The sequence below is a fragment of the Streptomyces sp. NPDC048504 genome, assembly GCF_043200035.1.
Classification (GTDB): Bacteria; Actinomycetota; Actinomycetes; order Streptomycetales; family Streptomycetaceae; genus Streptomyces.
On record NZ_JBICXA010000016.1, the window covers coordinates 28,562 to 50,816 of the forward strand.

18 protein-coding genes and 2 pseudogenes are annotated in these 22,255 nt (G+C 70.0%); 17 read left to right on the forward strand and 3 right to left on the reverse strand.

What is annotated here, in order from left to right; all coding sequences use genetic code 11:
• Positions 1–308 precede the first annotated feature (308 nt).
• The gene (locus ACGFY9_RS33910; protein ID WP_393760561.1) at positions 309–1,547 is read right to left on the reverse strand and encodes an ROK family protein; all 1,239 of its coding nucleotides are present in this window, start codon (positions 1,545–1,547) and stop codon (positions 309–311) included.
• A 226-nt stretch (positions 1,548–1,773) separates the two neighbouring features.
• On the opposite strand from ACGFY9_RS33910, the gene ACGFY9_RS33915 reads away from it, so the two are divergent.
• The 15 genes from ACGFY9_RS33915 to ACGFY9_RS33985 all read left to right on the forward strand — a co-directional run bounded on the left by ACGFY9_RS33915 (position 1,774) and on the right by ACGFY9_RS33985 (position 18,995).
• On the forward strand, positions 1,774–2,880 hold the full coding sequence (locus ACGFY9_RS33915) for a Gfo/Idh/MocA family protein (protein WP_393760563.1): 1,107 nt from the start codon (positions 1,774–1,776) through the stop codon (positions 2,878–2,880).
• 8 nt (positions 2,881–2,888) lie between these two features.
• On the forward strand, positions 2,889–3,797 hold the full coding sequence (locus tag ACGFY9_RS33920) for a sugar phosphate isomerase/epimerase family protein (protein ID WP_393760565.1): 909 nt from the start codon (positions 2,889–2,891) through the stop codon (positions 3,795–3,797).
• A gap of 62 nt (positions 3,798–3,859) precedes the next feature.
• Positions 3,860–4,969: a Gfo/Idh/MocA family protein gene (locus tag ACGFY9_RS33925; protein ID WP_393760567.1), complete on the forward strand. Its 1,110-nt coding sequence runs from the start codon at positions 3,860–3,862 to the stop codon at positions 4,967–4,969.
• A gap of 39 nt (positions 4,970–5,008) precedes the next feature.
• Positions 5,009–5,899 (forward strand): sugar phosphate isomerase/epimerase family protein, encoded by an 891-nt coding sequence (locus ACGFY9_RS33930; RefSeq protein ID WP_393760569.1) that lies wholly within the window; start codon positions 5,009–5,011, stop codon positions 5,897–5,899.
• Positions 5,900–6,001: 102 nt separating this feature from the next.
• Positions 6,002–7,510, forward strand: a complete 1,509-nt coding sequence (locus ACGFY9_RS33935) for an ABC transporter substrate-binding protein (RefSeq protein ID WP_393760571.1) — start codon at positions 6,002–6,004, stop codon at positions 7,508–7,510.
• 39 nt (positions 7,511–7,549) lie between these two features.
• Positions 7,550–8,491 carry an ABC transporter permease gene (locus tag ACGFY9_RS33940; RefSeq protein WP_393760572.1) on the forward strand — a complete coding sequence of 314 codons (942 nt, stop codon included), beginning with the start codon at positions 7,550–7,552 and terminating at the stop codon, positions 8,489–8,491.
• The gene (locus ACGFY9_RS33945; protein WP_393760573.1) at positions 8,488–10,263 is read left to right on the forward strand and encodes a dipeptide/oligopeptide/nickel ABC transporter permease/ATP-binding protein; all 1,776 of its coding nucleotides are present in this window, start codon (positions 8,488–8,490) and stop codon (positions 10,261–10,263) included. The genes ACGFY9_RS33940 and ACGFY9_RS33945 overlap by 4 nt, the downstream gene beginning before the upstream one ends.
• Complete coding sequence (locus tag ACGFY9_RS33950; RefSeq protein WP_393760575.1) at positions 10,260–11,117, forward strand: ATP-binding cassette domain-containing protein; 858 nt, start codon at positions 10,260–10,262, stop codon at positions 11,115–11,117. Before ACGFY9_RS33945 ends, ACGFY9_RS33950 begins: the two co-directional genes overlap by 4 nt.
• A 26-nt stretch (positions 11,118–11,143) precedes the next feature.
• The gene (locus ACGFY9_RS33955) at positions 11,144–11,581 is read left to right on the forward strand and encodes a nuclear transport factor 2 family protein (protein WP_393760577.1); all 438 of its coding nucleotides are present in this window, start codon (positions 11,144–11,146) and stop codon (positions 11,579–11,581) included.
• Positions 11,578–11,850 (forward strand): hypothetical protein, encoded by a 273-nt coding sequence (locus tag ACGFY9_RS33960; RefSeq protein ID WP_393760579.1) that lies wholly within the window; start codon positions 11,578–11,580, stop codon positions 11,848–11,850. The genes ACGFY9_RS33955 and ACGFY9_RS33960 overlap by 4 nt, the downstream gene beginning before the upstream one ends.
• 1 nt (position 11,851) lies before the next feature.
• A complete protein-coding gene (locus tag ACGFY9_RS33965; protein WP_393760581.1) occupies positions 11,852–12,469 on the forward strand; it encodes a response regulator transcription factor in 618 nt (205 codons plus the stop codon).
• Positions 12,470–12,487: 18 nt separating this feature from the next.
• Positions 12,488–13,933 (forward strand): ATP-binding protein, encoded by a 1,446-nt coding sequence (locus ACGFY9_RS33970; protein ID WP_393760583.1) that lies wholly within the window; start codon positions 12,488–12,490, stop codon positions 13,931–13,933.
• Positions 13,926–16,481, forward strand: a complete 2,556-nt coding sequence (locus ACGFY9_RS33975) for a glycoside hydrolase family 78 protein (protein WP_393760585.1) — start codon at positions 13,926–13,928, stop codon at positions 16,479–16,481. The genes ACGFY9_RS33970 and ACGFY9_RS33975 overlap by 8 nt, the downstream gene beginning before the upstream one ends.
• The gene (locus ACGFY9_RS33980; RefSeq protein ID WP_393760587.1) at positions 16,478–17,698 is read left to right on the forward strand and encodes an amidohydrolase family protein; all 1,221 of its coding nucleotides are present in this window, start codon (positions 16,478–16,480) and stop codon (positions 17,696–17,698) included. Before ACGFY9_RS33975 ends, ACGFY9_RS33980 begins: the two co-directional genes overlap by 4 nt.
• On the forward strand, positions 17,643–18,995 hold the full coding sequence (locus tag ACGFY9_RS33985) for a lactonase family protein (protein ID WP_393760589.1): 1,353 nt from the start codon (positions 17,643–17,645) through the stop codon (positions 18,993–18,995). The genes ACGFY9_RS33980 and ACGFY9_RS33985 overlap by 56 nt, the downstream gene beginning before the upstream one ends.
• A 204-nt stretch (positions 18,996–19,199) precedes the next feature.
• Here the strand turns inward: ACGFY9_RS33985 and aroQ are convergent.
• Positions 19,200–19,658 (reverse strand): annotated as a pseudogene (gene aroQ, locus ACGFY9_RS33990) (type II 3-dehydroquinate dehydratase); the annotation flags it as partial.
• A gap of 211 nt (positions 19,659–19,869) precedes the next feature.
• Here aroQ and ACGFY9_RS33995 point away from each other — a divergent pair.
• Entirely contained in the window at positions 19,870–20,337 is a 468-nt protein-coding gene (locus ACGFY9_RS33995; RefSeq protein ID WP_393760591.1) for a helix-turn-helix domain-containing protein, read from the forward strand.
• Positions 20,264–20,560, forward strand: a pseudogene (locus tag ACGFY9_RS34000) (IclR family transcriptional regulator C-terminal domain-containing protein); the annotation flags it as partial. The gene ACGFY9_RS33995 and the pseudogene ACGFY9_RS34000, both read left to right, overlap by 74 nt.
• Positions 20,561–20,709: 149 nt before the next feature.
• Here the strand turns inward: ACGFY9_RS34000 and ACGFY9_RS34005 are convergent.
• Positions 20,710–22,185, reverse strand: coding sequence for an alginate lyase family protein (locus ACGFY9_RS34005; protein ID WP_393760969.1), 1,476 nt, complete (start codon positions 22,183–22,185; stop codon positions 20,710–20,712).
• Between the last annotated feature and the right edge of the window lie 70 nt (positions 22,186–22,255).

A 22,255-nucleotide genomic window follows, 5' to 3' on the forward strand; every position in this document is an offset into this window, starting at 1 on the left:
CCCTTATACGGTCTCGGCGGGGGTGGGCACTTCGGTAGGCAGCCCGGCCTGCGGGGCGATCCTTCTCATAATCGGGATGCCGATGGCGCCGGCCGGGCCCATGGCCACGTAGAACAGCCGGTCCCGCCGACGGGTGTCGGCGAGCGGGACGAGCTCCTCGCATTGCCGGCGGTCCTCCCCGCGGTGCTTTCACGCTAGGCGTGGCAGGAGCGGGCCGACAATGGGGAGTTGGCTGGAGTGTGTAGGGGATTCCTTTACGCGGTCCGGCGCACCAGGAGGCTTACGTGGGTGCGGCGCGCCCGGAGTCGTTACGTGGGCTCGTTCGCCAGGAGTCGTGCGATGCCGGGTGGGCTGAAGATGTCGCGGGTGGCGAGCGCGATCCCTCCGTGGATCCCGGCTGCGGCGCCGAGCTGGGTGGTGGTGATGGTGAGTTTGCGGGTGGCCAGTGGCAGGGCGCGCTGGTAGACGACCGCGCGGACGCCGGAGAGCAGGTCGTCGCGGAGTTCGCTCAGCGGGCCGCCGAGCACCAGGGTGCGCGGGTTGAACATGTGCACCAGCATCGCCACCACCTCGCCGATCTCGGTGGCGGCCTGGCGCAGTGCGTGCAGGGCGGGTGGATCGCTGTTGGCCACCCGCTGTGCCAGTTCGTGGGCGCCGTGCAGCGGGTCCTCGCCGGTCGTCTCGGGGATGCCGAGGCTGCGCAGGATGGCCCGGTGGGAGGCGAGTGCTCCGACGCAGCCGATGTTGCCGCAGGCGCACAGCACGTCGCCGCCGCCGACCGCCCGGATGTGGCCGATGTCGCCGGCCGCCCCGTCGGCTCCGCGGTACACGTCACCGTTCGCGGTGACGATCCCGGCACCGATACCGCTGGCGATCTTGATGCACAGCAGCGGGGTGTCCGCCTCGGCCTGGCCGGCCTCGCCGAGCGCCATGAGGTTGACGTCGTTGTCCACCACGACCGGGCAGCGGAAGGCGGTGCGCAGGTGCTCGGCGACGGCGTAGCCGTCCCATCCGGGCATGCCGGTCGGACGTACCGCGCAGCCGTGCTGGAAGTCGACGGGGCCAGGCAGACCGACCACCGTCTCGCGCACCCGGCCGGGGTCGCGGTCATGCTTCTCCAGCAGGCTCGACAGGCGCTCGGTCACCGCGTCCAGCACCGCCCGGGGGCCTTCGTCGATCCGGATGTCCACGGTCTCGTGCGCGATCACCCGCTGGGTGAGGTCGGCGATGGCGACCTGGCTCGACAGGGTGTCGATGTCCGCGACGGCGATGGTCCCGGCCTGCGGGCTGATCGTCAGGACCCGTGGCGGGCGTCCTCTGACCGACTCCCTGCTCTCCAGCTCCTGGAGTATGCCGCGCGCCACGAGATGGTCGACCTGCTGGCCCACGGTCGAGCGGGCGAGGCCGCTGCGCCGGGAGATCTCCGCACGGCTGGTCGCCTCACCGGAGACCACGAGGTCCAGCACCCTGCGCAGCGCGACCGGCACCGGGGAGGACGGAGCCGTCCCGGCGGTGCGTTCCTCGCTATATCCGTCGCCTTTATGCATTCCAGTGACCTTAATGATGCCATCTTCCGCTCGTCAACGGGGTCTTCAGGTCAGAGATGTCGGGATCATGACGAGATCGTTTCGGCAAGGCCCAGAGATTTGACCGATTTTAGGCCTTGAAGAAAATTAAATGGGGCCTCTTGTGCTTTTCCGGCGAACTAAACGATGGTGATGCGCAACGCGGCGTTCAGGCCGCGGTCGGTCGGAAGACGGCGGAGGTGCACCGGTGAGTGGTTCCCTGCGGGCGGTCGTGGTCGGGACCGGAATGATCGGCGCGGTACACGCCGCGGCGATCCGCTCGGCCGGAGGAGTCCTCGCCGGAGCGGTCGCATCGACTCCCGAGCGCAGCGCACAGGTCGCCAAGGAGTGGGACGTACCCGCCCGGTATCCGGACTTCGATGCCGTACTCGCCGACGAGAGCGTCACGGTGGTGCACCTCTGCACGCCCAACGCCCTGCACGTCCCGCAGGCCGAGGCGGCCCTGCGCGCCGGGAAGCATGTGATCTGCGAGAAGCCGCTGGCCACGTCCGCCACCGACGCCGAGCAGCTGACCGAACTGGCCGAGCGCGCCGGGCTGTTGCTGGCCGTTCCCTTCGTCTACCGCTATCACCCCCTGGTCCGGGAGATCCGCGACCGTCGCCTGCGCGGTGAGTTCGGGGCGTGGCAGCTCATCCACGGCAGCTACCTCCAGGACTGGCTGCTGGCCGAAGACGCGACCTCCTGGCGGGTGGACCCGGCCGAGGGTGGGCCCTCACGGGCCTTCGCCGACATCGGATCCCACTGGTGCGATCTGGTGGAGTGGGTCGCCGGAGTCCGCTTCACCGAACTGACGGCTCGCATCGGCACCACGTTCGGGAACCGGCCCACCGAGGACGTGGCCGCCGTGCTGCTGCGCACCGATGACGGTGTCCTCGGAACGCTGACGGTCTCCCAGGTCTCCGCGGGCCGCAAGAACCGGCTGTGGTTCGAGCTCGACGGCGCCGACGGCAGTGCGGTTTTCGACCAGGAGAATCCCGAGACCGCCTGGCTGGGCGCCCAGGACGGCGCACGGATTCTCGTGCGCGATCCGCAGCACGGCTCGGCCGAACAGCGACGGCTCTCCCGGCTTCCCGCAGGCCACGCCCAGGGCTACGCCGACTGCTTCAACTCCTTTGTCACCGACGCCTATACGGCGATCGAGGGCGGCGTGCCCGAAGGCCTGCCCACCGGCGCGGACGGCGTGCGCTCGGCCCGGCTCGTCGAAGCCGTGCTGCGCTCAGCCGGCTCCCTCGCCTGGACCGACGTGGACGCCCCCGCCCTCAACCACGACGAGAACCACGAGGCCCCGATATGAAACTCGGCATGCTCACCGCCTGCCTCCCGAACCTCTCCCTCACACAGATCGCCGCCTGGGCGAGCGAGGCCGGATACGAGGCGCTGGAGGTCGCCGCCTGGCCCGTCACCGGCGGCCGTGACTTCGAGGCCGCTCACTTGCCCGTGGCCGGCTTCGGCACCCAACAGGCCGACGAGACACGGGAATTGTTCGAGCGCCACCGGCTCCAGCTCTCGGCGCTCGCGTACTACGAGAACAACCTCCACCCCGATGCCGGGCGCCGGGAAGAGATCCACGCCCACCTCAGGAAGGTCATCGACGCCGCGGCCTCCCTCGACGTTCCGTACGTCGGCACCTTCGTCGGCCGGGACTGGACCCAGCCGGTGGCGCACAGTCTCCGCGAGGCCGAGAAGATCTTCCCCGAACTCGTCGAGTACGCGGGCGAACGCGGCGTACGCGTCATCATCGAGAACTGTGTGATGGAGGGCTGGCACCCGGACGGCTATCCGGGCAACCTCGCGTACTCGCCCGAGCTGTGGGAGTGGATGTTCTCCCTCGGGCTCTACCTCAACTGGGATCCGTCGCACCTGACTTGGATCGGCGTCGACCCGGTGAAGACCATCGCGCCGTACGCCGACCGGATCGTCCACGCCCAGGCCAAGGACGCCGAGATCCTGCCCGGCGCCATCGACCGCTACGGCGTCTTCGGCAAGGCGGTCGGGCGTAACGACCCCTGGGACAACGGCTGGTGGCGCTACCGCGTCCCGGGTCGCGGCCAGGTCGACTGGAACGCCGTCGTGGACGCCCTGTACGAGAACGGCTTCACCGGCACGCTCTCGGTCGAGCACGAGGACCCCGTGTGGAGCGGCACCGAGGAGAAGGTCAAGACGGGCCTTGAGATCGCCCACCGCACGCTGAGGCCACTGATCGCCGCCTGACGGGCCGCGCCCGCCCCGTGACCTGCACGCCCCCCCAACTGACAAGAAAGCGCAGGAGATTCATGGCTCTGGAGAACACGCGGCACCGCATCGGGATTCTGGGCGCGGGCAACATATTCGGCCGGTACGTCGAAGGCCTGCGTAATTTCCCGGAGCTCGAAGTGGTCCGCGTCGCCGACATCGACCCGGCCCGCGCCAAGCAGGCCGCCGCCGAATTCGGCATCCCGGAATGGGGGGACGACACCGGACTCCTCGCCGACGACGGTGTCGAGATCATCATCAACATCACGCCGCCGCAGTTCCACGCGAAGACCACCATCGCCGCGCTGGAGGCCGGAAAGCACGTCTACGCCGAGAAGCCCCTCGCCGTCACCGTCGAGGAGGGCCGGAGCATCCTCGAAGCCGCGGCGCGCAGTGGGCAGTTGCTGGGATCGGCACCCGACACGTTCCTGGGCAGCGCCGTGCAGACCGCCCGGCACGCGATCGACGCCGGGCTGATCGGCGAGGTCGTCGGTACCACCGCCTTCGTACGCTCCAGCCGTGCCGAGACCTGGCACCCCGATCCCCGTTCCTTCTTCCAGCCGGGCGCCGGGCCCGTGTTCGACATGGGCCCCTACTACCTGGCGGCGCTGGTCAACTGCCTCGGCCCGGTGAGCTCGCTCTCCGCCGCCACCCGCATCGGCGCGAAGACCCGCAAGGTCACCAGCCCCGACCGCGTGGTCGACGAACTCACCGTCGAGGTACCCACCCACGCGTCCGCGGTGCTGACCTTCGCCTCCGGAGCGATCGGCACCGTCCTCATGAGCTTCGACGTCTGGGACACCGAACTGCCGCGGATCGAGATCTACGGCACGGAGGGCACCCTCGCGCTGCCGAACCCCAACTTCTTCGACGGTGACGTACGGATCAAGCGCCACCAGGACAGCGACTGGGAGGTACTCACCCCGGTGACCGAGCTGTTCGGCGCCGTGGGCACACCCGAGCAGCACCGCAGGGGCCTGGGCGTACGGGATCTCGTCGGCGCGCTCGCCGGCGAGCCGCACCGCGCCAACGCCGAGTTCGCCTTCCACACCCTGGAAGTCCTCGCGAGCTTCGAGATCTCGCAGCAGGGGAGCCGGGTCGTCGCGCTGGAGAGCAGCTGTGAGCGGCCCGCGCCCCGCTACGCCCACTGATCCCGAGCCCTGCACCGCACGCTGAAAGGACACGAGAACATGAAGATCAGGCAGGACCGCCTCGCCATCAACCCCCTGCAATGGGTCGCGAGCCCGGACGGCTGGATCGATCCCACCCTCGCCCCGCCGCTGGAGAACCGGCTGGAGGCCATCCGCGACGCGGGCATCACCGCCGTGCACAGCGACGTCCCCGGCGACATGACGGCCGCCGCGTACGCGGCGCTGCTGGCCGAGTACGGACTCAGCGCCGCGCCCGGCTACGTTCCCGTACGGCTCACCGAGGACGAGGGGGAGCGGCAGCAGTACCGGGACAACGCCGCGCGGATCGCCGCACAGCACGCGGAACTCGGCGTGCCCACGATGTTCCTCGCCATGGGGATGGCCAAGGACGCGGTACGCGTGGCCCACCCGGCGGTCGGCCAGGACGCCGACCGGGACCGACTGGAACGCGTACGGGACCTGCTGGCGGAGACGGCCGGGATCATCCGCGCCGAGGGCATCACCCCCGCCTTCCACCCGCACGTGGGCACCTGGGCCGAGACGGAGGAGGAGACCCGCTTCGTCCTCGACACCGTCGACGCCTCGGTCCTCGGGTTCGGCCCCGACATGGGCCACCTGGCCTGGGCGGGTGCCGACGCCGCCCAGCTCGTCCGCGACTACGCCCACCGCGTGGCGAGCGTCCACATCAAGGACCTGGACCTCGACCTTGCCGCACGGGCGAGGGAGGCGGGATGGGACTACCGCAGGACGGTGAAGGCGGGCCTGTGGTCGGAACCCGGCCGCGGAAACGCCGACATCGAAGGCTTCGTCGACGCGCTCCCGGACGGGTTCGACGGCTGGCTGATCATCGAGGTGGACCGCGGGGCCCGGCCGACGCCCGAGGAGAGCGTCCGCAAGTGCGGGGAATGGGCTGCCAAGTACGTGCAGTGATCCACAGGCTCGGAACGTCGAATGACTGGTTGTTCACACCCGGGGAGCAGGACGACCACGGGGAGCCGAGGAGACAGTGGTAATGGAACAGATGGAGAGATCATGCGCAAGACAGCGGCGTTCATCGGCGCCGGATTCCTGACCGTCACAACCGCCGCCTGCGGCGGTACCGCCTCGACCGGTGCCGCCGACAAGACGCTGACCATCTCCGAGTCGGTCACGGCAACGCCGTGGGACCTCGCGAAGGCCAACATGGGCCCCGAGGCCCCGTACTACCAGCCGGTCTACGACACGCTGATCCGGCTGAACACGAAGAACGAGCCCACCCCGAACCTGGCCACCTCGTGGACGTACGACAAGGCCGAGACCACTCTGACGCTGAAGCTACGCAGCGGTGTGAAGTTCACCGACGGCACGGCGCTCGACGCACAGGCCGTCAAACAGAACCTCCTGCACACCAAGAGCGGTACGGGCACGGCCGCCGGCGAGATCCAGGACATCTCCAGCGTGGACGCCACGGACGCCCGGACCGTCGTCATCAGGCTGAGCCACCCCACCGCCGCCCTCCTCCCCGCCCTGGGCCAGGTCTCCGGCATGATCGCCAGCCCCAAGTCACTGGACAACCCGAAGGCTCCCGTCGGCTCCGGTCCGTACCAGCTGGATGCCTCGGCGACGACGGCCGGGCAGACGTACACCTACACGCGCACCTCGAACTACTGGAACGCGAAGGCCTTCCCGTACGACAAGATCGTCATCAAGTATCTGGCCGACCCGACGGCCCGCATCAACGCCCTGCTCACGGGTCAGCTCGACGGTGCCTCGCTCAGCCTCAGCAAGGTCAAGACCGTCAAGAGCCGCGGCCTGAACGTCGTCACCTATCAACCCGGCGACGTCGAGGGCCTGTTCATCTGGGACCGGGCCGGCAAGCTCGTCCCCGCGCTCGGCAAGCTGAAGGTCCGGCAGGCGCTCAACTACGCCTTCGACAAGCAGGCCATCATCAAGACCGCCAAGACCGGACTCGGCGAGCCCACCACGCAGCTGTTCGCCCCGTGGGAGGAGGGCTACGACGCCTCGCTGAACTCCACGTACTCCTACGACCCGGCGAAGGCCAAGAAGCTCCTCGCCGAGGCCGGTTACCCGAACGGTTTCTCGGTGACCCTGCCGGACCTCTCCGCCCTCTTCCCGCAGGAGCAGGAGGCCCTCACCCAGTCCCTCAAGAACATCGGGATCAAGGTGAAGCTGGACAACCTGCCGAGCGACCAGATCTTCAGCAGCATGTTCGCCGGAAAGTACGCCCTGTCCTACTTCAAGATGGGCGCCCCGACCTCGTGGGACAAGGTTCAGCTGGAGCTGACCAAGACCGCGAACGGGAACCCCTTCAAGTACGACGACCCCAAGGCCGAAAAACTGATCTCCGAGATCTCGAAGGCGACCGGAGCCCAGCGCACCGCGCTGTTCAAGCAGCTCAACACCTACGTCGTCGACCAGGCGTGGAATGCCCCCTGGGACCCGATCGTGAACGCCTACGGGACCGCCAAGGACGTGAAGGTGACCGCGCAGCCCGGCATCACTTTCCCGCCGATCTACAACTTCGCGCCGGCCAAGAGCTAGTGGCCGGGCCACCGCGACCCGCGGAAGGAGGAACTGACCGTGCTTGTCTTCTTGTTCCGGCGCATCGCCGCCGGTGTCGTCCTGGTGGTCGTGGTGGCCACCGCGACGTTCCTGCTGCTCAGCGTGACTGGTACCGACGTGGCCCGCAACATCCTCGGCGAGACCGCCTCGCCGGCCCAGGTGTCCGCCAAGGCGCATGAACTCGGCCTCGACGAACCCCTGGTGGTCAGGTACGGGCACTGGATCGACCATGCCGTGCACGGCGATCTGGGCCAGTCCTGGTTCACCGGCGACTCGGTGAACCAGTCCCTGGCGAACACCCTTCCGATCACGCTCTCCATCGTCCTCGTCGGCATGTTGATCGCCCTCGTCCTCAGCATCGCGCTGGGGACCGTGGCGGCGCTGCGCGGCGGCTGGGTGGACCGGGTCGTGCAGTTCGCCGCGGTGCTCGGCACCGCGATCCCCAGTTTCCTGATCGCCCTGGTCCTCGCGGTCGTCATGGCCGTCCAGCTCAGACTGCTGCCGGCCACGGGCTATGTCCCCCTCGGCACATCCGTCTCAGGATGGTTCCAGTCGGTCATCCTGCCCGCCGTGGCGCTGGCGGTCGCGGCCACCGCCGCCACGGCGATGCAGGTGCGCGGGGCACTGATCGACGTCCTGCGAGCCGACTTCGTCCGCACGCTGCGCAGCCGGGGACTCGGCACCCGCAGAGTCGTGTACCGGCACGCGTTGCGGAACGCCGCCCCTCCCGCCCTGACCGTGCTCGCCCTCCAGTTCATCGGCCTGATCGGCGGCGCGGTCGTCGTGGAGAAGGTGTTCGGGCTGCCGGGCATCGGCACGCTCGCCAACTCGGCGGCCGTCCGGGGCGACGCGCCCGTCCTGCTCGGCACGGTCGTGGTCACCGTCACCGTCGTCGTCGCCGTCAACCTGTTGCTGGACATCGCGTACGGCTGGCTCAACCCGAAGGTGCGTGTCTCATGACCGTCCTGGAGACCGCGGCGCTCCCCGCACGGGACCGCCTCCTGCGCCGGACCCTGCGCGACCCACTGGCCGTCGGCTGCCTCGTGGTCCTGGCGCTGGTGATCCTCGCGAGCCTGGCCGCCCCGCTGCTCACCGACTCGGCACCGGACCACAGCGTCATGTCGGACACCCTCGCACCGATGTCGGGCGCCCACCCGCTCGGCGGCGACGGCGTCGGCCGGGACGTGCTGTCCCGGCTGCTGTACGGCGGCCGGACCAGCCTGCTCGGCGGCACGCTCGCGGCCCTGGTCGCCTTCCTGGTAGGCGGACCGCTCGGCCTGGTCAGCGGCTTCTACCGGGGCTGGTTCGACGCGGTCGCCGGCTGGATCATCAACGTGATCATGGCCGTGCCCGCCATCATCGTGATGCTGGTGGTGATGGCGGCCCTCTCCCAGGACCTCAACGTCGCGATGATCGTCCTGGGCGTCATCATGGCGCCGATGGTCTTCCGCCTGATCCGCGCCTCGGTGGTCTCGGTGCGCGAGGAACTGTACGTCGACGCCGCGCGGGTCTCCGGGCTCGGCGACCCCCGCATCATGCGACGGCACATCCTGCCGGTGGTCATCGCCCCCTCGGTCATCCAGGCGACCCAGCTGTTCGCCGTGGCGATCGGCATCCAGGCCGGTCTGTCCTTCCTCGGTCTGGGAAAGGCGTCCCAGGCCAGCTGGGGCGCGATGCTCAACGACGGCTTCACCAACGTCTACACCAAACCGACGCTGCTGGTGTGGCCGGGCCTCGCGATGGCCGTGACCATCCTGGCGGCCAGCCTGCTCGGCAACGCGGTGCGCGACGCACTGGGGACGACCGAGACCCGGGTGGTCCGCCGGCGTCGGCCGGCGCCGAGGAAGACCGCCGCCGGGACGCCGTCGCCGTCCGATCGCCTGCTCACCGTGGAGGGCCTGCGCGTCAGCTACCCGAAGCCCGGCGGTTCCGGTGGCTCTGGCGGCTCCAGCGGCGACAAGGTCGTCGTCGACGGAGTGGACCTGACCGTGGAACGCGGTGAAGTCCTGGGCCTGGTGGGGGAGTCCGGCTCCGGCAAGAGCCAGACGGCGTTCGCCGTGCTCGGACTGCTGCCGGACGAGGCGGAGGTGACGGCGGATCAGATGTCCTTCGCCGGCAAGGAGTTGCTCGGTGTGAGCCAGGCCGCACTCGACGCCCTGCGCGGTCGGGGGATCGGATACGTACCGCAGGAGCCCATGTCCAACCTCGACCCCTGCTTCCGTATCGGCTCCCAGCTCGTCGAACCCATGCGCAAGCATCTGGGGATCTCCAGGAGCGAAGCCCGTACCAAGGCGCTCGAACTCCTGGCGCGCGTCGGCATCCCCGACCCGGAGCGGGTGTTCACGTCGTACCCCCACCAGGTCTCGGGAGGCATGGCCCAGCGCGTACTGATCGCGGGCGCGGTGTCGTGCGATCCGCAACTCCTGATCGCCGACGAGCCGACCACCGCGCTCGACGTCACCGTCCAGGCCGAGGTGCTCGACCTCATGCGCTCCCTCCAGCAGGAACGCGAGATGGGCATGATCCTCGTGACCCACGACTTCGGCGTCGTCGCCGACATCTGCGACCGGGTCGCCGTCATGCAGACCGGACGCATCGTCGAGACGGCACCCGTCGAGAAGATCTTCGCGTCGCCCGAGCACGCGTACACGCGGATGCTCCTCGATTCCACGCTCGAAGGCGGCCCGGCGCGCGGCGCCCTGAGCGCCCCCTTGAAGGAGATGACGTCATGACCGCCGGCCCTGCGGCCCCGACCCCGCTGCTCGAACTCGAAGACGTCGTCGTCGAGTACCCGGGCAAGGGCCGCCGCGCGCAGCCGTTCCGCGTCCTGCACGGAGTGTCCCTGTCGATCGCACCCGGCGAGACACTCGGCCTGGTCGGCGAGTCCGGCTCCGGCAAGACGACCCTGGGCCGCGCGGTCCTCGGCCTCGCTCCCGTCACCGGCGGTCAGGTCCGCTACGGCGGAAGGCCGGTCTCGGGGCTCGGCAAGCGGGAGCGGCGGGCGCTGAGCAAGGACATCCAGGTCGTCTTCCAGGACCCCTTCACCTCGCTGAACCCGGCCATGACCGTCATGGACATCCTCACCGAACCGATGCTCGTGACCGGTGTCCCGCGCGCCGACGCGGAACGCCGCGTCCAGACCCTGCTCGACCAGGTGTACCTCCCGCACGACGCGGCGCAGCGGCTGCCGCGGGAGTTCTCCGGCGGCCAGCGGCAGCGGATCGCCATCGCGCGCGCCCTGTGCCGGGATCCCAAGTTGATTGTGTGCGACGAGCCGGTCAGCGCCCTGGACCTGTCTACGCAGGCACGGGTGCTCGACCTGTTCATCGAGATCCAGGAGGCCACCGGGGTGGCGTATCTCTTCGTCACGCATGACCTCTCCGTCGTACGGCACATCAGCCACCGGGTGGCCGTGCTGTACCGCGGCGACATCGTGGAGACGGGCGACGCCGCCCAGGTCACCGAGCACCCCGAACACCCCTACACCAAACGGCTGTTGCTCGCCGCGCCCGTGCCCGACCCCGAGCGGCAGGCACAACGCCGGGCGGAGCGGCTGCGGTTGGCGAGTCAACGGGACGCGTCATGAGCGAGAGGCCGTCCGAGGGGCCGGCCGTGGACACACGGTCCCTCGTCGTGGACACCCTGGCCCGCTATCTCGCCCTCTGCGACGTTCCGGCCCGTGCGGAAGGCGAGTTGGGAGACCTCTTCACCGAGGACGCGGTCTGGGAGGGCGGCGGCAGCGAGTACGCCGAGAAGTTCGGCCGCACCGAGGGCCGCGCGGCGATCGTGGAGATGCTGTCGGCCTACCTGCCGCCCACCCCTCACTTCCGTACGAATGTGCACCTGCTGTTCCCCGGCGTGGTCTACGTCAACGGCGGTACAGCTCAGGGGAGTTGGTCGATGCAGCAGCTCTCGCGCTACGCGTCGGGCGCGGCCGAGGTCATGGTCGCGCAGCTCGACGTGACCTTCCGGATCGGTCCGGACCGGCCCCGCATCTCGGCCTTCCGCACGGAACGGCTGTTCAGCGCACCGTTGACGGGAGAGCGATGAGCGCGGACACCGACGACCGGACGATGTTCCTGACCTGCTACGCGGACACCCACCACTATGGCTGGCACCACGTCGACCTGTTCGTGCACGACAGCGCAGGCCGGGAGGTCAACTGGGTTCACTGGCAGGTCGATCAGGACGGCCCCGACGGTGCCGACGCGGCGACCGCGCGGGTCGAACCCGCCCTGCGACGCACCAGCGAGTGGAAGCGCGGCGTCAGCGCCGACGGCAGCGAGTACTGGATCGCCCAAGCCGCCTGGGGCGATTGAGATGTGCCTCGTCTACATCCTGGACGACGACGAGGAGTTGTGCACCTCGCTGGCCTGGCTCCTGGAGTCGGTGGGCATCCGTTCGGAGTGCTTCTCCGACGCCCGGGACTTCCTGCGCTCCTACGACCGGGACCGCCCCGCCTGCCTGGTCCTCGATGTGCGGATGCCGGAGATCAGCGGCTTCGGCGTCCAGGAGCTGCTGAACGAGGCGGGGGCGGCGCTGCCCGTCGTCTTCGTCTCGGCGCACGGGGACATCCGGATGTCGGTACGGGCCCTCCAGAACGGCGCCGTCGACTTCCTGGAGAAGCCCTACGACCCCCAGCACATACTCGACGTCGTGCAGGCGGCGCAGCGGACGGCGCGGGAACGCTTCGACGAACTGGCCCAACAGCGCGACCTGCTACGGCAGTTGGAGAGCCTGACCGCCCGCGAACGGGAAGTGCTGCACCTGGTGCTGGACGGCGTGCCCAGCAAACAGATCGCCGGGCGGCTCGGCATCAGCACGAAGACCGTCGACGTACACCGCACCCGGATCCGGGAGAAGACGGGCGCGGAGAGCATCGCGACGCTGGTCCGTGACGTACTCCGGCTGGGACTGCGGCTCCCGGCCGCCCGATGAGAGCGAGGGCAAGGCCGCATGAACGATCTAGAACCGGCCGACTTCCGGGCCCTGACGCAGGCGTTGAAGTACTGCGTGCTGCTCCACGACGCGAGGACGTACGACATCCTCTGGGCGAACCAGGCGGCCTGCGAACTGCTGGAGTGGACCGTCGACGAACTGAAGCCGCTCAAGGCCCCCGACATGAGTAAGAACGCCCGCCAGTACAGCCGGGAGTTGGGGCACCGCTGGCTCGGGCAGGCGGTCGAGGACGGGGTCAGCGCCACCGAGTGGTGCTACCGCTCCAAGAGCGGTGAGGAGTTCCTGACCGAGGCCATCGCGATCCGCGTGGACCTGCCCTCTCGCCCCGTCGTGATGGTCCAGTTCCGCGACATCGCCGAGGAGAAGGCCGTCCGCCACGATCTGTTCCGCACCGAGGGACGACTGCGCACCTTCCTCGGCAATCTGGCCGAGGGCATCGTCGTCCTCGACGACGACGGCGGTGTGGTCTTCGCGAGCGAGTCCGCCGCCAATCTGCTCGGCGTCGACCAACCGGCCCTGCACGGCGCCGACTTCGCGGACTACTGCCGCGGCGGCGCCGTCCCCGAGCGCGAGGGCCGCTACCGCCTGGGCGCCCCCGGCGGCGAGGCCCGCTGGTACGCGGCCACCTGCCAGCGCATCGACATCGAGAGCGATCTGCGCGGCCGGCTCGTGCTCTTCTACGACATCACCGACCGGGTGCGGGGCGAGGAGGAACACCGCCGGGACACCCAGCACTTGAACCACCTTGCCCGCTACAACGCCATGGGCGACATGGCGATGGCGATCGCGCACGAGGTGAGCCAACCGCTCGCCGCCGCGTACAACTTCGTGGAGGGAGCGCGCGGTCGGCTCGCCGCCGGTGACGAGTCCGTCGCCTGGGGGCTGGACAACGCCGTACGGCAGATCGAGCGGGCCCGGCGGATCCTGGGCAGCCTGCGGCAGTACGTGGGCCGCCTGGAACAGTCCGAGCAGCTGACCGACCTCAACTCGATCGTCGAGGACTGCGCCTACTTCATCGACGTCAGGGCTCAACAGCACGCCGTGGACGTTGAGTTCGACCTCACAGACTCGCCCCTCCCGGTGCGCTGCGAGAACGTCCTCATCGGGCAGGTCGTCATGAACCTCGCCTTCAACGCCCTTGAGGAGATGGCCAGTTGGCCGCCCGGGGAGCGCAAGGTCGAACTCGCCACGCGGCGGACGGCGGACGGAAACGCCGAACTCGCCGTCCGTGACCACGGCCGGGGTCTGCCGGCCGACCTTCCCGGCGACCGGATCTTCGACGGCGTCTTCACCGCGAAGGAGAACGGCAGCGGCATCGGCCTGGCCCTCAGCCACCGGATCATCACCCGTCACGGCGGCCGTATCCACGCGGCTGGGAACCAGCCAAAAGGAGCGGTCTTCCGCTTCACCCTCCCTCTCATCCCAGAGGAGGATCATGCCTGACCAGGACATCCACGTGACTGGACTACGGGCCGAGCATCACACGGAACCGCTAGGGATCGGAGAGCCCCGCCCCCGGCTGACCTGGCAGACCGTCACCACCCGTCCGGGCTGGACCCAGTCGGCGTACGAGATCCGGCTCACGGACGGCGAGCGGGAGTTGTACACCGCCCGTCGCCTGTCCGCGGACTCGGTCCTGGTGCCCTGGCCCGGCGACCCCCTGCACTCGCGGCAGCGAGTCGGTGTGTCCGTACGGGTATGGGGGCCGGACGGCGCGGGCCCGAGCCCGTGGTCCGCGCCGCTGACCGTCGAGGCCGGACTGCTCGAACCGGCCGACTGGCAGGCCCGCTTCGTGTCTTCGGCCTGGCCCGAGGCCACCGACCGGCAAGTCCCGCCACCCGTCCTGCGCGGCTCCTTCCCACTGCGCGCGCCGGTGGCCTCCGCCCGCCTCTACGCCACCAGCCACGGCCTGTACGAGGCGGAGCTGAACGGCGTACGCGTCGGCGACCACGTCCTGGCCCCCGGCTGGACCCACTACACCGAGCGGCTGCGCCACCAGACGTACGACATCACCGAAGCGCTGCACCCGGGGACCAACACGGTCGGCGTGCTGCTGGCTGACGGCTGGTTCCGCAGCCGGATCGGTTTCGGCGGCGGACGCCGCAACATCTACGGAGACCGGCTGGCCGCCCTCGTCCAGATAGAGGTGCGCTACACCGACGGCACCACCGAGACCTTCGGCAGCGACTCGGGATGGCAGGCCGCGCACGGCCCGATCCTCACCTCCGGGATCTACGAGGGCGAGGAGTACGACGCGCGCCGCGTACCCGCCGACTGGAGTCCGGTCGAGGTCCTGCCGTACGACCTGGCCCCGCTCGTCGCCCCGGACGGCCCGCCCGTCCGCCGTACCGAGACGCTGGCTCCCGTCGCCGTCCTCACCGCACCGTCCGGCCGCACGATCCTCGACTTCGGCCAGAACCTCGTCGGCCGCCTCCGGATCCGGGTCACCGGCGAGCCCGGACACACCGTCACCCTGCGCCACGCCGAGGTGCTGGAGGACGGCGAACTCGCCGTGCGCCCGCTGCGCGAGGCCCGCGCCACGGACACGTACACCCTGCGCGGCGATGCGGGCGGCGAGGAGTGGGAGCCACGCTTCACCTTCCACGGCTTCCGCTACGCCGAAGTCACCGGCTGGCCTGGGGAGATCGGCGACGGCGACATCCACGCCGTCGTCCTGCACACCGACATGCGCCGCACCGGCTGGTTCACCTGCTCCGATCCGCTGCTCAACCGGCTGCACGAGAACGTGGTGTGGGGCATGCGCGGCAACTTCGTCGACATCCCCACCGACTGCCCGCAGCGCGACGAACGCCTCGGCTGGACAGGCGACGTCCAGATCTTCGCCCCCACCGCGACCTTCCTCCACGACTGCTCCGGCCTCCTGCGCTCCTGGCTGACCGACCTCGCCGCCCAGCAGTACCCGGACGGCCGGGTCCCGATGTATGTCCCCTTCTTCCCCGACCGCTTCCCCGAACTGCGCGCCGCCGCCTGGGGCGACGCGGCGGTCGTCGTGCCCTGGGTGATGTACGAGCGCTACGGCGACCTCGGCATCCTCGGCGCGCAGTACGACAGCATGAAGGCCTGGGTCGACGGCATCACCGCTGTAGCCGGTGACCGGCACCTGTGGAACACCGACCGGCAACTCGGCGACTGGCTCGACCCCGCCGCCCCACCGGACCACCCGGGCGACGCCCGCACCGACAAACAGTTGGTCGCCACCGCCTACTACGCCCACTCGGCCTCCCTACTCGGCCGCACCGCCCAACTCCTCAGCAGGGACGACGACTTCGCTCACTACACGAAGCTGGCCGAAACGGTACGGGCCGCCTTCCGCGACGAGTACGTAACCCCGGACGGCCTTCTGACGAACGAAGCGCAGACCGCGTACGCCCTCGCCCTGCGCTTCGGCCTGCTCGCCGACGCCCACCGGGCCCAGGCGGGACGCCGGCTCGCCGAACTCGTCCGCGAGGGCGACTTCCACATCGGTACCGGTTTCGTCGGCACGCCGTTGATCTGCGACGCGCTGTGCGACGCGGGGGAGTACGACACGGCGTACCGACTGCTGCTGACGACGACGTGCCCGTCGTGGCTCTACCCGGTCACCATGGGCGCGACCACCGTCTGGGAACGCTGGGACAGCATGCTGCCGGACGGCACGGTCAACCCCGGCGAGATGACGTCCTTCAACCACTACGCCCTCGGCGCCGTCGCCGACTGGCTGCACCGCACCGTCGCCGGGCTCGCCCCCACGGCCCCCGGCTACCGTCGCCTGCTGGTCCGCCCCCGCCCCGGCGGCGGACTCACCCACGCCTCCGCCGCACACGAAACGCCGTACGGCCGCGCCGCCGTGTCCTGGACCCGCACCGACGGAGTGCTGCGCGTGACGGTCACGGTCCCGCCCGGCACCACCGCGCTGATCGACCTGCCGGGCATGACGGAGCGCCCCGAAGTCGGTTCCGGCGAACACCGCTTCCTCACGGAGATGCCATGAACACCCGCTACCAGCACGCGACTCTGATCGACGGAACCGGGGCAGATCCCGTACCGGACGCGGTCCTCGTCGTGGACGACGCGGGTCTCATCGTCTATGCGGGACCAGCCGCCACCGCGCCCCCGACACCGGCGGCGGTGACGGTGGACCTGCGCGGACGTACCCTGCTCCCGGGCTTCTTCGACTGTCATACGCACCTGTGCATGACCCCGGGACGCGGGCTCACCGCGGGCCTGACCATCGACCCGACCGTGGAGACCTTCGAGATCGCGCGGCGGCTCCGCACGACCCTCGACGCGGGGGTCACGACCCTGCGCGACCTCGGCGGCCTGCCCGCGGGCTATCGCACGGCCGTCGAACGGGGCCTCGTCGAGGGCCCCCGGCTCCAGACCGCTGTCAAGGTCATCGGCCACACCGGCGGACACGCCGACTGCTCGCTGCCCGGCGGTGTGAACGCCGCCCCGCATCTGACGGAGATCGCCGACACCCCCGACGGGGTACGGATCGCGGCCCGGCGCATGCTGCGCGACGGCGCGGACCTCATCAAGGTCTGCGCCACCGGCGGCATGGGCAGCCCGCACGACGACCCGGACGACGAGGGGCTGACCCCAGAGGAGCTGAAGGCTGTCGTCGACGAGGCCCGGCGGCATCGCGGGAAGACGGTCGCCGCGCACGCCCAGGGCACCGCGGGCATCCGCAACGCCCTCCAGGCGGGCGTCACCAGCATCGAGCACGGCTACGGCATGACCGACGAACTGTGCGATCTGGCCCTGGAGCGGGGAGCCGTCCTCGTCCCCACTCTCGCCACGGTCTTCGCCCCACTCGACCAGGCGGCCATGCCCGGCTACCACTTCCGCAAGAAGAGCCGTTGGGCCGGCATCAGCAAGGAGAACATCGCGCACGCCATCGCCCGCGGTGTCCCGATCGCCCTGGGCACGGATGCCGGAGTCGTCGAACACGGCGGGAATCTCGGCGAGTTGTCGCATCTGGTGGAGCTCGGCATGGACCCGCTGGCCGCGATCACCGCAGGCACGCTCACCGCGGCCCGACTCCTGGGCGTCGACGACCGACTGGGCTCCCTGGAGGCGGGCAAGACCGCGGACTTCGTGGCTGTCGGCCAAGACCCGCTGCGCGACATCGGCAGCCTCGGCCGACCGGAGAATGTCGTGCTGGTCGCCCAGGCGGGAGCGCTGCGGAAGGACCTTACGAGACTCTGACGCGGTGTCCGAACGCCTTCATACGTTGCTGCACAGTGGCAACTCTGGTCCCACACACCCCGGGTCAGAGGAGCCGCACATGAGCAGGCACAACAAACGCCGGTCGAAGCTTCAGAAGAGGCTGACCGTCCTGGGCGGCGGCGGGGTGGCCGTCGCGGCGGCTGTGTTCGCGGTCAACGTCGCCTCCGCGGCGCAGGTTTCACCCACCCCGCACGCCACCCCGCGCGCCGCCTCGAAGGCCGACCACGCGGTCTTCGTCCAGGCCAACGAACTGGCCGGGAACACCATCCGTGTCTTCCACCGGGGCAACGACGGTCAGTTGACCGCAGCGGGCACGTACGCGACCGGCGGCAAGGGCGGCGACCAGACCGACGCCCCCACCGACTCGCTCGCCTCGCAGGGTTCGCTCGTCTACGACCACCGCTCCGGCCGCCTCCTGGCGCTCAACGCGGGCAGCGGCACCCTGACGTCTTTCGCCGTCCACGGCCAGAAACTGACAGACCGTCAAACTCTCTCCACAGGCGGTGACTTCCCCTCGTCCATCACCGTCTCGGGGGATCTCGCCTATGTCATGAACGCGGGCGGCGCTGGAAGCGTCCAGGGCTACCGGATCACCGCCGAGGGGCTGAAGCCGCTGAGCGGTTCGAACCGCGGTCTGGCGCTGAAGAACGACAAGGTGCCGCTGTTCAGCAGTTCGCCGGGGCAGGTCGCGTTCACGCCGGACGGCCGGAACCTGGTCGTCACCACCAAGTCGGCGAACACCATCGAGGTCTTCCCGGTGGGGAAGGACGGCCTCCCGGCGGACAAGCCGGTCGTGAACAAGTCGGTGGGCATGGTGCCGTTCGCCATCGCCTTCGACAAGTCCGGGCGCATGCTGGTCGCCGAGGCCGCCAAGTCCACCGTCACCACCTACAAGGTGCGCCACGACGGCGAGTTGACGACCGTACAGGCGTCCCTGCCGAACGGGCAGATGGTCCTGTGCTGGCTGGAGCGTGCCGGTGACTTCTTCTACGGCGGCAACACCGGCAACTCCACCGTCAGCGGCTACCGCCAGGACGCGCACGGCAAGCTCGCCCTGACGAACGAGGCGGGCATCGCCGCCGCGCCATCCGGAATGTCCCAGGGTGTCATCGACCTCGCCGTCGCCGCCGACAAGTTCGTCTACGTCCAGAACGCGACCTCCGGCACCGTCGACGGCTTCCGGGTCGGGCGCACCGGCGCCCTCACCAAGATCACGACGGTCACAGGACTGCCCGCCTTCGCCGACTCCGGCATGGAGGGCATCGCCGCGGTGTAAGAAAGCGGCCACCGCGGCGGAACGTCCCGGGCACGCGAGGCGCGCCCGGGACGTCGTGTGCGGGGCGGGTCAGAGGAGTTGCTCGCCCGGAACCGAGAGGCCCAGATGTACGGGCGGTTGCAAGGAGCGGACGGCTGGACGGGCTGAACCCCTGGGCGGTTTCTGCCTGGAGCACAGTTTCATCCGGGGCGTGAGCCAGCCGAGGAGGAGATGGGCGACGTGCAGCGCGGCCAGGACGTAGCCGCGTGTTCCGGCGCCGATGATTACGGTGTCGGCGACAGCCGAGACGTAGGAGTGGTGGCGGAATTCCTCGCGCCTGTGCACGTTGGTGATGTGGAGTTCGACGGTCGGCAGGGCGACAGCGGCGATCGCGTCCCGGAGTGCGACGGAGGTGTGCGTGAACGCGGCGGGGTTGATGACGATCGCGCCGCATTCGGTGCGCGCTGCATGAATCGTGTCGATCAGCACGCCTTCGTGGTTGCTCTGCACGAAGCGCGCGGCCAGACCGTGCGTGGACAGGGTCTTGGTCACGGTCTCCTCGGCCTCGCGCAGCGTGGTGGAACCGTACTGGTCGGGCTCGCGCGCGCCGAGGAGATTGAGGTTGGGGCCGTTCAGGAACAGGACGGTCCGTCCGGGTTCGTTCTCGGTGGTGGTGTCGAGCATGTGCGGCTCCTTCATCGGTACGGGTTACGGGCGCGCGGGTCGGGTGGGCAGGCCGTCTCCAGGCGCGTGCGCAGAGGCAGCCGTGGGGGTGGGGCATCCGCTCTGGCTGGCCAGGCGACGCGTACGCACCCATATACCTCGCCCCTGACAGCGCTGACGCGGCCGAAGCGGGCGCTTGCGCCCCGTCCGGTTCCCCCGTCCTGCTTCATCGATGTGTCCCGCTGAACGGAACATTCCTGACTCCGGTGTCGCGCGGGTCGCCGCCGTCCTCGGGGCCTTCGACGCGCTTCACGCCGTGCTTCGGGTGTCGGAGATCGCCCGCCGGGCCGGGCTGCCGAAGTCCACGACCTCGCGCCTGGTGCGCGACCTCGTCGGCTACGGCTTCCTGGAGCGCGACGAGAACGACAGCACGCTCCTGCACATGGGAACGCGCCTGTTCGAGTGCGGCGAGCTGGCCTCCCGGCACCGCAATCTGCGGGCGATCGCCCTGCCGTACATGGCCGATCTGCGCGAGGTGACCCGGCAGAGGGTGCATCTGGCCGTGCGTGCTGGACGGAACCGAGGTGGTCTACGTCGAGATCCTGCGGAGCAAGGACGCGCCGAGGATGGGGCCGCGGGTGGGCGGCCGGCCGCCCGCGCACGCCGCGGCCGTGGGCAAGGTGCTGCTCGCCTTCGGTGACCCGGAGGCCGTCGACGCGGTCTGTGCCCATGGGCTCGCACCGGTGGGCCCGCGCACCATCACCGTGCCTGGCCTGTTCCGGCGTGAGCTGGAACGAATCCGGGGCGCGGGAGTCGCGTACGAGAACGAGGAGACCGGCCCCGGAGTGGGGTGTGTCGCGACCGTGATCCTCGGGGCCGACGGCCGGGCCGTCGCGGCGATGTCCATCTCGGGCTGGAGCGGAAGGCTGAACCTGCGCCGGGTGGGCCCCGCCGTGCGCACGGCGGGGCTGGCCGTGAGCCGCGAACTGCGGGGACCGAGTCCCTCCGCGCATCGCGCAGGACAGCGCCAGAACTCGCCCCAGCCCGTGGTTCCGCCCGAGTCGGCCCGTGTTCAGCTGCTGCCGCGGGTGCCCCTGCGGCGCAGGGCGATGAAGCCGCCCGCGATGGCGAGTACGCCGGTGGCAGCCGCGGCGGCGATGCCGCCCGCGCCGGTGGCGGCGAGGTCCTCGCCCTGGCCGCCCTGCGGCTGGGCTCCACCCGAGGCGTCGGCCGCGGGGGTCGCGGTGGCCGTCGAGGTGTCGGAGGAGGACGCCGTGCCGGACGTACTCGCGGAAGGCGTCGGTGTGGTGGCGGAGACGATCGCCTTGTCCCGGGTGAACGTCAGGGTGCCGAAGCCGAGGTGGTCGAGGCCGCCGCCGGTTCCGTAGTCCCCGCCGCCGCCCTCGGGCCTGACCTTGGCGGCCATGGCGCTCACGTGCGGGGCGTCGAGGCCGCGGCGGTTCACATAGTGGTTGTAGAGGCCCTCCCAGATCGGGCGCACCCCGCCGCGGCCGCTCTCGGACGCGGCCGTCAGGGTCTGCGACCCCGACCACACGCCGGGGGCCCCGTAGTTCCAGGTCCAGGACGTGAAGGGGACGTCATGGCCCAGGTTCCACTTGGCGGCGTACTCGACGCCCTTGAGGACACGGCTGTCGTCGTAGCCGTACAGGTCGATGCCCTGGTTCCACGCCATCTCGCAGATGGTGCCCAGCAGGCCCACGCTCAGCAGGGCGTGTCCCTGGTCGCGTCCGACCTCCACCAACTGCCCGAGGCCACCGGGGAGGAGGTACGGGATGGCGTTCTTGATGGAGCCCATGCCCTTGCCGGACTTGAAGTACGTGACCGCCTCGTCGACCTTGGCCCGGTCGTCGCAGAGGATGCCGACGGACAGGACGCAGGCCACGCTCAGCAGGTCCCAGCTGCTCCAGTAGTTGGAGTCGTAGGCGCCGTTGTGCTTGGCGAGGAAGCTGCTGCTCATCGGGTAGAAGATGTTGAGCATCATCTTCTTGAACCGGGCCAGGTCGAAGCCGTCGTAGTCGCGCATGATCTCGGCGGCGTTGGCGAACTGGTAGCCCTGGAGACCCGCCGCGATGAACCGGTCGCCGCTGCCGTCGAGCGTGGTCATCTTGGCCGACCAGGCGTTGAGGATGTCGCGGGCCGCGTCCGCGTGAGCCGTGTCGCCGGTGACCTTCCAGCGCAGCGCGTTCTGGTAGGCGGCGGCGTTGTCGAAGGCGAGCGTGGCGATGTTGTCGCCGTCGGCGCCGCGGATCACCGTCGCGAGCGGGTTCGGCTTCCAGGTGCTCGCACCGCGCGGATTCGCCGCCAGCTTGGCGTAGCCCTCCTTCCAGAGCCCGACGCCCGCCTTCACCTTGGCCGCCATGCGGTCGAAGTCGGCCTGCGTGTGCAGCATTCCCGGATGGACGAACGCGGCGCCCGCCTTGGCGGGGGCGGCCAGCGCGGGCACGGCTCCGGCACCGACGGCTGCCGCCCCGATGCCCGCCGCTCCGGCTGCTCCCGCCACCCGCAGCACGCTGCGCCGGCTCATCATCGGTCGGTTGTTGTCCTGGCTCAGTGACACTGATTGGCTCCTGTCGGATTCGGCCGTACGCAACAGGAGA

What these genes read in the sequence shown, in the direction of transcription:
- ACGFY9_RS33910 (WP_393760561.1), bottom strand. Translation starts at nt 1,547, where the DNA reads ATGCATAAAGGCGACGGATATAGCGAGGAACGCACCGCCGGGACGGCT.
- ACGFY9_RS33920 (WP_393760565.1), top strand. Translation starts at nt 2,889, where the DNA reads ATGCTCACCGCCTGCCTCCCGAACCTCTCCCTCACACAGATCGCCGCC.
- ACGFY9_RS33925 (WP_393760567.1), top strand. Translation starts at nt 3,860, where the DNA reads ATGGCTCTGGAGAACACGCGGCACCGCATCGGGATTCTGGGCGCGGGC.
- ACGFY9_RS33930 (WP_393760569.1), top strand. Translation starts at nt 5,009, where the DNA reads ATGAAGATCAGGCAGGACCGCCTCGCCATCAACCCCCTGCAATGGGTC.
- ACGFY9_RS33935 (WP_393760571.1), top strand. Translation starts at nt 6,002, where the DNA reads ATGCGCAAGACAGCGGCGTTCATCGGCGCCGGATTCCTGACCGTCACA.
- ACGFY9_RS33945 (WP_393760573.1), top strand. Translation starts at nt 8,488, where the DNA reads ATGACCGTCCTGGAGACCGCGGCGCTCCCCGCACGGGACCGCCTCCTG.
- ACGFY9_RS33950 (WP_393760575.1), top strand. Translation starts at nt 10,260, where the DNA reads ATGACCGCCGGCCCTGCGGCCCCGACCCCGCTGCTCGAACTCGAAGAC.
- ACGFY9_RS33960 (WP_393760579.1), top strand. Translation starts at nt 11,578, where the DNA reads ATGAGCGCGGACACCGACGACCGGACGATGTTCCTGACCTGCTACGCG.
- ACGFY9_RS33965 (WP_393760581.1), top strand. Translation starts at nt 11,852, where the DNA reads ATGTGCCTCGTCTACATCCTGGACGACGACGAGGAGTTGTGCACCTCG.
- ACGFY9_RS33970 (WP_393760583.1), top strand. Translation starts at nt 12,488, where the DNA reads ATGAACGATCTAGAACCGGCCGACTTCCGGGCCCTGACGCAGGCGTTG.
- ACGFY9_RS33975 (WP_393760585.1), top strand. Translation starts at nt 13,926, where the DNA reads ATGCCTGACCAGGACATCCACGTGACTGGACTACGGGCCGAGCATCAC.
- ACGFY9_RS33980 (WP_393760587.1), top strand. Translation starts at nt 16,478, where the DNA reads ATGAACACCCGCTACCAGCACGCGACTCTGATCGACGGAACCGGGGCA.
- ACGFY9_RS33985 (WP_393760589.1), top strand. Translation starts at nt 17,643, where the DNA reads ATGTCGTGCTGGTCGCCCAGGCGGGAGCGCTGCGGAAGGACCTTACGA.
- ACGFY9_RS33995 (WP_393760591.1), top strand. Translation starts at nt 19,870, where the DNA reads ATGTGTCCCGCTGAACGGAACATTCCTGACTCCGGTGTCGCGCGGGTC.
- ACGFY9_RS34005 (WP_393760969.1), bottom strand. Translation starts at nt 22,185, where the DNA reads ATGATGAGCCGGCGCAGCGTGCTGCGGGTGGCGGGAGCAGCCGGAGCG.